The following is a 10,459-nucleotide window of genomic DNA, read 5'->3' on the forward strand; positions in this document are numbered from 1 at the left end:
ATATATACGCCGTTGCGCCGCGGAAAGTTTTGAGGCTGTAACAGGCGCAGCAGGCCTGCGCCTAAGAGCTTTAATGAAAGCGTGGGAAAATAGCCAAAGGTGCGTATAGGCTGCCGTTCCCCATCCAGCATCTGGCCGCTGCACATGGCGGCATCCGGCTGCGCCTCCATAAAATTATACAGGATGGTTAAGCAATCATTTTCAAAAACCGTATCGTTATTCAGGAAGTACAGGTACCGGGCGCGGGCATGCTGAACGCCTAACATATTGCCGCCGGAAAAGCCCAGGTTAAGCACACTTTTTACCAGGGTGATATTGGGTATGTTGGCTACAAAATCCGCCAGCTGCCGGTATTGCGCCGCCTCGGAATCATTGTCCACAATAACCATTTGCCAGCGTAAACCCGGTGCAGTATGCTGCTGTACAGATCGTATACAGCCAATCGTATAATCCGTGGAATTATAATTGAGTAAAATAATAGCTACCTCAAAAACAGTAACCTGTTCAGCTGTAGAGTCCTGCGTCATAACGTTTACTTTAAATCCGGATCCTGGTTGAAGTGATCAATATACCTAAAAAATCCTTAAAACCTACTATACGCTGCTTACCGTATAATGGGGGTAGGCTATTATTTTTTAACTTAGCAGTTACTTATGACGAATTTCATTCCCATATTTCCTTTAGGCATAGTGGTTTACCCACAGGAGCAGCTGAACCTGCATGTATTTGAACCGCGGTATAAGCAGCTGGTACAGGAGTGTGTAAAAGATCAGAAACCTTTTGGCATACCTACCGTGCTGAATAAAAAGATCGTGGAATACGGTACGCTGGTACAGGTGCTGCGTATAGAAAAAGAATATGAGAACGGTGAAATGGATATTGTAACCCAGGGGCTGAGCGTGTTCCGTGTACTGGAAATCATTAAAACCATTCCCGATAAATTATACGACGGCGCTATTGTAAACTACCCTGAAAATAATAATAAAACCCATGCACGCCTGCGCCAGCAGGTGCTGCACGCCATCCGGGAGCTGCACCATATTTTGCAGGTAAGCAAAACCTTCAGCAAGGCCGATGAGGAGCTGAGCGCCTATGACCTGGCGCACCATGCCGGCCTTTCCCTGGAGGAGGAATATGAGCTGCTGCACCTGTTCCTGGAAATGCAGCGCCTGGAATATTTAAAGCGCCACCTGCTGAAAGTAATACCCCTGATGGCTGAAATGGAAAAGCTGAAAGAACGGGTAAAGCTGAACGGCCATTTCAGAAATTTATCGGCAGAAGGGCTATAAAAATAGCTGGATTGCCACTTTTTAACGACGTTTTAACAGTCGTTGATTTTGTTTTTTTTGCATCCCATCCTAAAAAGTAGATATTTGCAGACTATTTTCTGTGGGTATTGCTATGTTAACTACTAGTGCGCTCGCTAAACCAGTAAATCAATAATCGATCAACTCAATGCATAGGACTAAAGCTGGCATTCTTTGCTTACTGGCTTTTCTGTTTCTGTTAGCTAATAATGCTGCTGCACAGGATAATTCCCCTTATTCCCGCTACGGTTTAGGTGATCAGAATATAAATCAGAATATTATTAACCGCGGCATGGGCGGCGTGGCACAGGCCTACAGCGATCCCCAGTCCGTTAACTTTGCCAACCCGGCCAGCTATTCCAGCCTGCTGTTAACCACCCTGGATATAGCGGTGGAAGGTGGGGCCCGTACAATTTCTGATGCGGATCAGAAGTTCCGTTCCGGTATCGGCAACCTCTCTTACCTGCAGCTGGGTATTCCCATTCGCCGCAAGTGGGGCCTGGTGATGGGTTTGCGTCCCGTAACCAAAGTATCCTATAACATACTGCAGAATAGTGAAACCACTTTTTTTGATACCCTGAAGCTGCCGGTTGCCTACCAATATGAAGGTAACGGCGGTTTATACCAGCTTTATGCCGGTACGGGTGTTGGCATTGGCAACTTTAGCATAGGCGCCAATGTAGGCTACCTGTTTGGTAATATTGAGAACAGCACCAAAGCCATTTACCCGGCTAACCAGTATATATTCCCATCCAAACATACCCGGCGTGTAAGTTATGGCCACCTGTTCTATAATGTGGGGCTGCAATACAAGTTTAAGCTGGGTAACGATCTGGATCTGACCGTAGGTGCCTCGGGCAGCCTTAAACAAACGCTTTCCGGCCGGCGGGAACAGATGCGGGAAACCCTCATCTTTGATCCCAGCTCCAATGAATATGCCACCCAGGATACTGCTTTTTATGAAAAAGGCGAGCGGGGTAAGATCATATACCCGCAGCAGCTGGCCGGTGGTATTATGCTGCATAAAGAAGATAGCTGGAGCATAGGCGCGGATTTTAGTACGGAACAGTGGGATCAGTTCCGCAATTATGGTGCAAAAGATTCTGTACGCAACTCCTGGAAAATGAGCCTGGGCGGGCAGTTTATTCCCAATGCCCGGGCTATAAACGGTTACTGGAATAAAGTTACCTACCGGGTGGGCGGTTATTATGGTACCGACTATCTTAAGCTGAACGGGCAGGATATGACGGTATACGGGTTTTCCGTTGGCGCCGGCTTACCGGTGCGCCGGCAGGCCTACTCTAACCAGTTCTCCGTAATTAACATTGCATTTGAAATTGGCCACCGTGGCAGCAAAGAAACCGTGCTGAAAGAAACCTGGTACCGCATGGTATTGGGCTTTACTTTAAACGACCGCTGGTTTATTAAGCGGAAATATGATTAATTTGCGGCGTTGAAAAGCGGTTCCAATATGATCAATGTCCGGAAAATGGCGCTTATGGCCATATTCCTTTTCTCCTTAGCTGCCTGTGAAAATGATATGCAGTCCATTATGCGGCTGGATCAGGGAGCGGCCGCAGTGGAAGAAGGGATTAAAATTGAATCCCTTTACAGCCAGGGAGGCCGGGTACGGGCCAAGCTTACCGCCCCTACTATGAAAAGATACATGGAGCGTCCTGCTTATGTGGAGTTTAATAATGGTTTAAAAGTATTGTCCTATAATGACAGCCTGCAGGTGGAAAGCACGGTGACGGCTAAATATGGCAAGTACTTTGAAAATGACGATAATGTTTTCCTGAGGGATAGTGTAGTGGTGATCAATAAAGAAGGCAAACGCCTGGACTGTAATGAACTGAACTGGGATTCCAAAAAAGGAAAGTTCCTCTCTAAAAAAGCCGTACGTATCAGCACCCCAACAGATACTATTTACGGCACCGGCCTGGAATCTAACCAGGATTTTTCCGACTATAATATTATTAACCCCCGCGGGCAGGTAACGGTACAGGATAGCACGCTGAATTAATGTGGCATCCCCTTAAACGAAAAAAGCCCTCCCGATACCGGAAAGGCCCCTTTCGCTTTAACCTATTTTTTAACCTAAAATTTGTTCCTTTAAGTCAAGAACTGTGCCAAGCTGGGCTGTATTTGGCCCGCCGGAAGGGCCCATTTGCCGAACTGAGGGTTTCCGTTAAAGGCTGCTTATATAACACGCTCATAAATCTTTTATTATAAAGCGCTTCCCATCACTGCATTTCACATATGCAATTAATTCTGCAATCATAAAAAAAATTGCATTTGGCGGTACACAAGTGCGCTGGCAAAACAGGCCGGATCATCATACGGGTAGTTCTTTTGGCAGTTGGGTAATATTTCCTGAACAAAGTGAGGCTAACTGGAAAAACCACCTTAAATAGCTATGGAATGATAAAGCGTCCCGTTAACGATCCGGTCTGCGCAGTAAAACCAGCTTTATGATAAAAGAAACCTTCCGGTAATGCGCCGGCTACCAGGTTCAGAACAAGATCAAAGCGCAGCCCCAAAAAATGGTTGGATGGTAAGATCCTCTGCTGGCAATATTATTCATTGGTGAGGCTGGCTACAACCAGTATGTTATGATAGCTATCTTAGGATAGTGAAAGATAACCCGGTTTACGGTTGCCGGATGTTTATACTACGTTTAACCCCCAAATTCCAACGTTCATTCAGGCCATAATAAACGCCCTTCTCAATAAACTATATACTAATATGAGGGGCATATTTTGCAGCTATTTCATTAGCAATACTATCTGCATTAAGAAAATATAAAATTAATTTTTTCAGTTAATATAAGATTTTTCTTAATGCAACAGCTTAATTCCCAATCTTTCATCTTCACGAACTAAATTGCATCGTTCACGGAAATGAAAGAAAAACCTATATGCGCTAATATATCTTTGATCTAGGTTTTTCATAGGATATGGTTAAAATTATTACAAGGGCGGTATTCTTACCACCCTTTTTCTTTTTTAAGAAGCGCTAAAAAAAGCGCTTTTTCTTTTAACCCCCTTTACCGGTATTTCCCGGAAAAACCTTTGCGTTGTGTCCGGAATGAGACATGTATCCGGTTTTTATAATTTATTGATAATCAATATCTACATTCTTTTCATTCTTACAACTTATCAAGCCCTCGCTGAAATGAGCCTGCGTTTATCTGCATAAACGACACGTTCCCCAAGAAAAATATAGCATTCACTAGGTTGGGGGTGGTGATAATTAAATAAATATGATCTTTGTTTCAGGTTTTTCAATAAAGATATGGTTAAAATTTTTCGGGGCTGTAGTCTTGCAGCCCCGTTTCTTTTTTTAGAACCTTACTGAACTAATCACGATTTTTCCATCACATAATAATGCAAAGTCCCGCCTGCCAATTGGTAAGCGGGACTTTCCTTTTTCTGCAGGTTTGCATGCGGAATACGCGCAGGCATTTACCAGCTATTGGCTAAATACTACCATCTGTTAAAAGATTACCAGCGATTAATAACTATAATACGAATGTATGTGCCGGAACATTAATTTTGAATTGGTTTTCATAGGATATGGTCAAAAAAAGTAAAAGGGGATGTAGTCTTACATCCCCTTTTTTATTTTAGATTTCTGGATTTACGATTTTAGATTATTTAAGGGCGTTTTTATCCGCTCTGATCAAATCTAAAATCGTAAATCTAAGATCGTAAATTCTATTTCTCCGGTTTCATTTGCGGAAAGAACAGCACATCCTGGATAGAAGGCTGGTTGGTCATCAGCATGGTCAAACGGTCAATACCAATACCAATACCTGAGGTAGGCGGCATTCCGTATTCCAGGGCACGCAGGAAGTCGGCATCAATATACATGGCCTCATCATCCCCACGCTCCATAAGCTGCACCTGCTCCTCAAAACGCTGGCGCTGGTCCAGCGGATCATTCAGCTCCGTATAGGCATTGGCAATCTCCTTGCCATTTACCATCAGCTCAAAACGTTCTACCAGTCCCTCTTTACTGCGGTGTTTTTTAGTGAGCGGGCTCATTTCCACCGGGTAATCAATAATAAAGGTAGGCTGTACATAATGCTCCTCGCATTTTTCACCAAAGATCTCATCCACCAGCTTGCCCTTACCGATATTGGGGGCTACGGAAATACCAAGCTGTTTGCATACCTCGCGCAGCTGGGCTTCATCCATACCGGTAATATCTATGCCGGTATGCTCTTTAATAGCATCGTACATGGTTACGCGGCGGAAAGGCGCTTTAAAGTTAATTACCTGGTTGCCTACCGGTACCTCTGTAGTGCCATGCAGGGCCAGGGCTATTTTTTCCAGCAGGGCCTCCGTGGTTTCCATCATCCAGTTATAATCCTTGTAGGCGGCGTACATTTCCATTACGGTAAATTCCGGGTTATGGGTACGGTCCATACCTTCATTGCGGAAGTCCTTTGCAAACTCGTATACGCCCTCAAAACCGCCTACGATCAGGCGTTTCAGGTACAGCTCATTGGCTATGCGCATATATAAAGGCATATCCAGCGCATTATGGTGCGTAACAAAAGGCCGTGCAGTGGCGCCACCGGGAATGGGCTGCAGAATGGGGGTTTCTACCTCCAGGTAACCCAGGGCATTATAAAACTCCCGGATGGTTTGCAGGATCTTGGTCCGCTTTGTAAACACATCCTTGATCTGCGGGTTGATGATCATATCTGCATAACGCTGCCGGTATTTAAACTCCGGGTCGGTTACTTCGTCAAATACTTCCCCTTCCTTTGATTTTACTACCGGCAGGGGGCGCAGGGCTTTTGATAATATGGTAACTTCCTTTGCGTGTATGGAGGTTTCGCCGGTTTTGGTAATAAAGGCATAGCCTTTAATGCCAATAATATCGCCAATATCCACCAGCTTTTTCCAAACCGTGTCATACAGGGTTTTATCCTCGCCGGGGCAAATATCGTCGCGGCGTATATAGGCCTGTATACGGCCCACATTGTCCTGTATTACGGCAAAGCAGGCCTTACCCATGTCGCGGATGCTCATGATACGGCCGGCCAGGCATACTTCCTGGAACTGCTCTTTGGTAGCTTCCGAATAATGGGCTTTGATATTAACGGAAGTGTCATTTACGGGGTATTGCGGGGCCGGGTAGGCATCAATGCCTAATTTCTGCAGCTCCTGCAATTTTTCCCGGCGTATGATCTCTTGCTCAGATAATTGTGTCATGTATTACTCAAAATGGAGTGCAAAAATAAGGGTAATAGTTCAGAGTGCATAGCTGAATGGTCCGTGGGGCGGCCGCCTGCCGTTTGCCAAGCCGCTGGTTCCGCTGCTGCAGGCCGTGGCAGGAGGATTGTAAACCGTGGTCAGCATCATTTGGCACCAAATTTTCTCTATATAAATGTTCCTTCCTCACATCAAAAACCTTGCAGAATGAAAACGATCTTAGTTCCCACTGATTTTTCCGAAGCGGCCTATAACGCCGCCCGTTATGCGCTGGGACTGGCCCGGCAGCTGCAAACCGCACGCATTGTGCTGTACCATGCCTATGAGCTGATAGTACCCATCCCGGATATACCAACCACGGTACCCATGGTAAATTCCGATGAGCTGCGGGCCGCCAGCCTGGAAGGCCTGGAAAAAATGATCCGGGAGCTAAGCCCCCTGCTGCCGGAAAATGTGCAGCTGGAGCCCCGGGCAGAGAACCATCTGCTGCCTGCCAATATAAACCAGATGTGTAAACAGGAGCAGGCCGACCTGGTAGTGATGGGCATTACCGGCGGCAGCCAGCTGGAAGAAATGCTGATAGGCTCCAATGCGGTAGATGTGCTGAAACATACCAGCTGCCCGGTAATTGTAGTGCCGTCAGACGCCCGGTTCACCGCCATCCGCAAAGTGGTATTTGCAGCCGATTTCCACAAGATAGTAGCGCATACGCCCATCACACCGCTGAAAAAGCTGCTGGATACCTTTAAGCCGGAGCTGCATGTGCTGAATATTGACCACGACAATAAAAACTTTAATCCTGATACGCCTTATGAAACCCTGCTGCTGGATACCCTGCTGGAAGGGTATAACCCGCAGTTCCATTTTGTGGACAGCACCAATGTGGTGCAGGGTATCATGGACTTTGCGGAAAAGGAACGGGCAGACCTGATCCTTATTATTCCCCGCAAGCACGGCCTTTTTGAGAACATTTTTAAACGCAGCCGTACCACGCAGCTGGCTTTTCACAGCCATATACCCCTGCTGGCCATTCATGAATAAACTGTTAAAGAAAGTTAAGATTTGCCCTGAGGACTTGCACTTTAATTAATTTGATTAATTTTAATATATGAACCACAACATTATGAAGAAAGGGATTGTTTTCCTGCTGCCTGCATTATTTGCACTACAGGTAAGCCAGGCACAGCTACTGAAAAAGCTAAACAAAGCGCTGAACAATGGTACCTCCACGAGCCAGAGTAGTAGTGGTAACACCGCCACCAATGTAACGGAGTCGGAAGCCGGCGCTGGTATTAAGGAAGCACTGGCCAAGGGTGTAAGCTCCGGTATTGCCATGCTGAGTAAAAAAGACGGATTTTTTGGTAACGAAGCCTATAAGATGTTCCTGCCGGAAGATGCGGTAAAGATCGAAAGAACCTTACGCAGCATAGGCCTGGGCAGCCAGGTAGATAAAGCCATTCTGCAGATTAACCGTGCGGCAGAAGGTGCGGTAAGCCATGCAGCGCCCATCTTTACAGATGCTATTAAACAAATGACCGTTACAGATGCCCTGAAGCTGGTAACCGGTGGTAATAATTCTGTAACAGATTATTTCAAAAGCAAAACAACGGATCAGTTAACAGCCGCTTTTGCCCCTTCTGTAAAAGGCGCATTGGATAGCACCAGCGCTACCAAGTATTATACGGATATTGTAAATACCTATAACAAGCTGCCCACTACCATAAACAAGGTAAACCCGGATCTGCAGCAGTATGTAACCGCCCGCGCAGTAACGGCCCTGTTTGACCGGATCAGTAAAGAAGAAGAGAACATCCGCCAGAATCCTGCAGCCCGTACTACGGATCTGTTAAAGAAAGTATTCTCTAAATCATAAGAGGTAGAAAGCAGGAAGTAAGATGTAGAAGATATAGCTCAACATCTTACTTCCTGCTTCTTACTTCCTTATTCGGTTAACAACACCTGCCACGCTTCCCGCACCTTTCCCTCATCCAGCAGCTGCTGCGCATACCGGTGTAATTCTTTCCCCATTTCCTCCGGCGTAATACTGTAATACTGTATAATATTTTTTAACTGGGTATCCTCAAAAGCAGGGTCTATTACCGGCATTTCATGCACATTGGCCAGCAGACCCAAATGATTACCGGTTAAAATACGGCTGTTGCGGATGGCAAACGGTAACGCATCTACGCCAATGCCCAGCTGTGTGTTGGGTTTGGCTACTTCAAACACCGCAGGGCCGGAGGCACGGCAATAATAATCGGCGCCCATACGGGCCACCAGGTCTATTTTGTGAGGGTCTATCTGCCCATGGGCATTTAAAATATTTTCATTGATGTGAATGAGCACCGGTTCGCAGATCACCAGGTTACCGGCGCCGCCCTTTTCACCGGTGGCAATCACTTCGCGTACCACACACTCCAGCTGTACCGGGCTTTCCTGCACGCGCAGGGGCTTTACCTTTTCAGAAGGCAGGCCGGTAAAGCCCGATTTTTCAAACTCATTTACCCCCTGCGGGTACTCGCAGCTGGAAAGCGACATTTGCTGCACCATGGCATAGTTCACCACGTTAATAACCACTTCTTTGGTAGCATAGATATTTTCCAGGGTATGCTTAATGGTATTATCGCGCACGCGGCGGCTGGGAGAAAAGATCAGTGTAGGCGGGTTGCTGCCGAATACATTGAAAAAGCTAAAGGGCGACAGGTTAGGCTGCCCTGCTTCATTTATCGTGCTGGCAAAACAAATAGGGCGGGGCGCCACAGCGCCTAGCAGGTAAGCATGCAGCTCTCCTGTTTTTATTTGCCCGGGAGTAATGGAAAGCATGTGTTAGAATTGGGAACTATGAATTATTCAATTACGAATTACGAATGAGTACTTCAGCGGCTCTAATACTCCCTGCATGAAATATTACATGCCTTTCAGAAAGGGGACAAATGTAAAAATGCCCAATTCGTAATTCGTAATTGAATAATTCGTAATTAATTATTTGATGTTCTTTTTCAGTTGCAGTATAGAAAAGTCCGATCCTTCCTCTACCATAGTGTTCTTTAGCACGCCCAGGCCTTCTACTTCCATTTCCACCACATCGCCGGGTTGCAGCCACTGTTCGGCGTAGTCAGGGTTCTGCAGCTTGCCGGTGCCGTTAAGCTCCAGGAAACAGCCGGTGCCTACAGTGCCGCTGCCAATAATATCACCGGGCAGCAGGTTTACGCCATAGGCGCAGCGTTCAATGATCTCAGCAAAGGTCCAGTCCATATCGCCCATGCTGCCCTCACTTACCTGCACGCCGTTTACCTTACAGGTCATTTTAAGCGCGTAGTTATTGCCGGTATGGCCTTCTTTGGTGGGCGCCTTAAAAGGTTCCAGCTCATCGGCCGTTACCAGCATAGGCCCTACTGCCGTGCTGAAATCCTTGCCCTTGGCGGGTCCCAGGTTCAGCTTCATTTCCTCGGCCTGCAGGGTGCGGGCGCTCATATCGTTCATGATCATGTAACCGCCAATGTAATCATCTGCTTCAGCAGCCGTAATGTTACGGCCTGGTTTGCAGATCACGATAGCTACTTCCAGCTCAAAATCCAGCTTATTAAAATGGTCCGGCATGCAGTGTACATCGCCCGGGCCCTGGATGGCATTGTGGTTGGTGAAGTAAAAAATGGGATACTGGTCAAACTCCGGGATCATATCCACCTTGCGGTTGCGGCGTGCAGCAGCTACGTGCTGGCGAAAAGCATAACCATCGCGGCAGGAGGTGGGGAAAGGCACCGGCGCCAGTACCTGCACGCTTTCATAGGGTATGCCTATGGCGCTGCTTTTATTTTGCCCGCTTTTCAGCTGTGCATCTGCATGCATGGCAAGGTCTATTACCTCCTCCCACATCAGCAGGAACATTTGCATGTTGTTAGGCAGGTCGGGGTGCAGGTCCTGGGT

General features: G+C 46.7%; 9 protein-coding genes. 5 read left to right on the top strand and 4 right to left on the bottom strand.

Annotated features, from left to right (window positions below; all coding sequences use genetic code 11):
* Nucleotides 1-527 (bottom strand): glycosyltransferase (locus VIM87_RS10795; protein WP_331997004.1); only part of this gene is annotated, 527 nt, incomplete at its 3' end.
* 126 nt (nt 528-653) lie between these two features.
* Here VIM87_RS10795 and VIM87_RS10800 point away from each other — a divergent pair.
* From VIM87_RS10800 to lptC, 3 genes are all read left to right on the top strand, one after another.
* The gene (locus VIM87_RS10800) at nt 654-1,289 is read left to right on the top strand and encodes an LON peptidase substrate-binding domain-containing protein (protein WP_331997005.1); all 636 of its coding nucleotides are present in this window, start codon (nt 654-656) and stop codon (nt 1,287-1,289) included.
* A gap of 166 nt (nt 1,290-1,455) precedes the next feature.
* Nucleotides 1,456-2,751 (top strand): hypothetical protein, encoded by a 1,296-nt coding sequence (locus VIM87_RS10805; RefSeq protein WP_331997006.1) that lies wholly within the window; start codon nt 1,456-1,458, stop codon nt 2,749-2,751.
* A 54-nt stretch (nt 2,752-2,805) separates the two neighbouring features.
* Nucleotides 2,806-3,330: an LPS export ABC transporter periplasmic protein LptC gene (gene lptC / locus VIM87_RS10810; RefSeq protein WP_331997007.1), complete on the top strand. Its 525-nt coding sequence runs from the start codon at nt 2,806-2,808 to the stop codon at nt 3,328-3,330.
* Between the two features lie 1,693 nt (nt 3,331-5,023).
* Here lptC and lysS read toward each other — a convergent pair.
* Entirely contained in the window at nt 5,024-6,532 is a 1,509-nt protein-coding gene (gene lysS / locus VIM87_RS10815; protein ID WP_331997008.1) for a lysine--tRNA ligase, read from the bottom strand.
* 207 nt (nt 6,533-6,739) lie between these two features.
* Between lysS and VIM87_RS10820 the strand changes: the two genes are divergently transcribed.
* Nucleotides 6,740-7,573: a universal stress protein gene (locus VIM87_RS10820; protein ID WP_331997009.1), complete on the top strand. Its 834-nt coding sequence runs from the start codon at nt 6,740-6,742 to the stop codon at nt 7,571-7,573.
* A gap of 67 nt (nt 7,574-7,640) precedes the next feature.
* Nucleotides 7,641-8,405, top strand: a complete 765-nt coding sequence (locus VIM87_RS10825) for a DUF4197 domain-containing protein (RefSeq protein ID WP_331997010.1) — start codon at nt 7,641-7,643, stop codon at nt 8,403-8,405.
* Nucleotides 8,406-8,473: 68 nt separating this feature from the next.
* Here VIM87_RS10825 and VIM87_RS10830 read toward each other — a convergent pair whose 3' ends face one another.
* Together VIM87_RS10830 and VIM87_RS10835 are read right to left on the bottom strand one after the other, a co-directional pair.
* Entirely contained in the window at nt 8,474-9,355 is an 882-nt protein-coding gene (locus tag VIM87_RS10830; protein WP_331997011.1) for a flavin reductase family protein, read from the bottom strand.
* Nucleotides 9,356-9,514: 159 nt separating this feature from the next.
* The coding region (locus VIM87_RS10835) for a fumarylacetoacetate hydrolase family protein (protein ID WP_331997012.1) at nt 9,515-10,459 on the bottom strand (945 nt) is incomplete at its 5' end.

The sequence above is a fragment of the Chitinophaga sp. genome, from assembly GCF_036569125.1.
Lineage (GTDB): Bacteria > Bacteroidota > Bacteroidia > Chitinophagales > Chitinophagaceae > Chitinophaga.

Excerpts from the sequence above, each read along its gene's own strand:
- lysS (WP_331997008.1), bottom strand. The coding sequence starts at position 6,532 with ATGACACAATTATCTGAGCAAGAGATCATACGCCGGGAAAAATTGCAG.
- VIM87_RS10800 (WP_331997005.1), top strand. The coding sequence starts at position 654 with ATGACGAATTTCATTCCCATATTTCCTTTAGGCATAGTGGTTTACCCA.
- VIM87_RS10830 (WP_331997011.1), bottom strand. The coding sequence starts at position 9,355 with ATGCTTTCCATTACTCCCGGGCAAATAAAAACAGGAGAGCTGCATGCT.
- VIM87_RS10805 (WP_331997006.1), top strand. The coding sequence starts at position 1,456 with ATGCATAGGACTAAAGCTGGCATTCTTTGCTTACTGGCTTTTCTGTTT.
- lptC (WP_331997007.1), top strand. The coding sequence starts at position 2,806 with ATGGCCATATTCCTTTTCTCCTTAGCTGCCTGTGAAAATGATATGCAG.
- VIM87_RS10820 (WP_331997009.1), top strand. The coding sequence starts at position 6,740 with ATGAAAACGATCTTAGTTCCCACTGATTTTTCCGAAGCGGCCTATAAC.
- VIM87_RS10825 (WP_331997010.1), top strand. The coding sequence starts at position 7,641 with ATGAACCACAACATTATGAAGAAAGGGATTGTTTTCCTGCTGCCTGCA.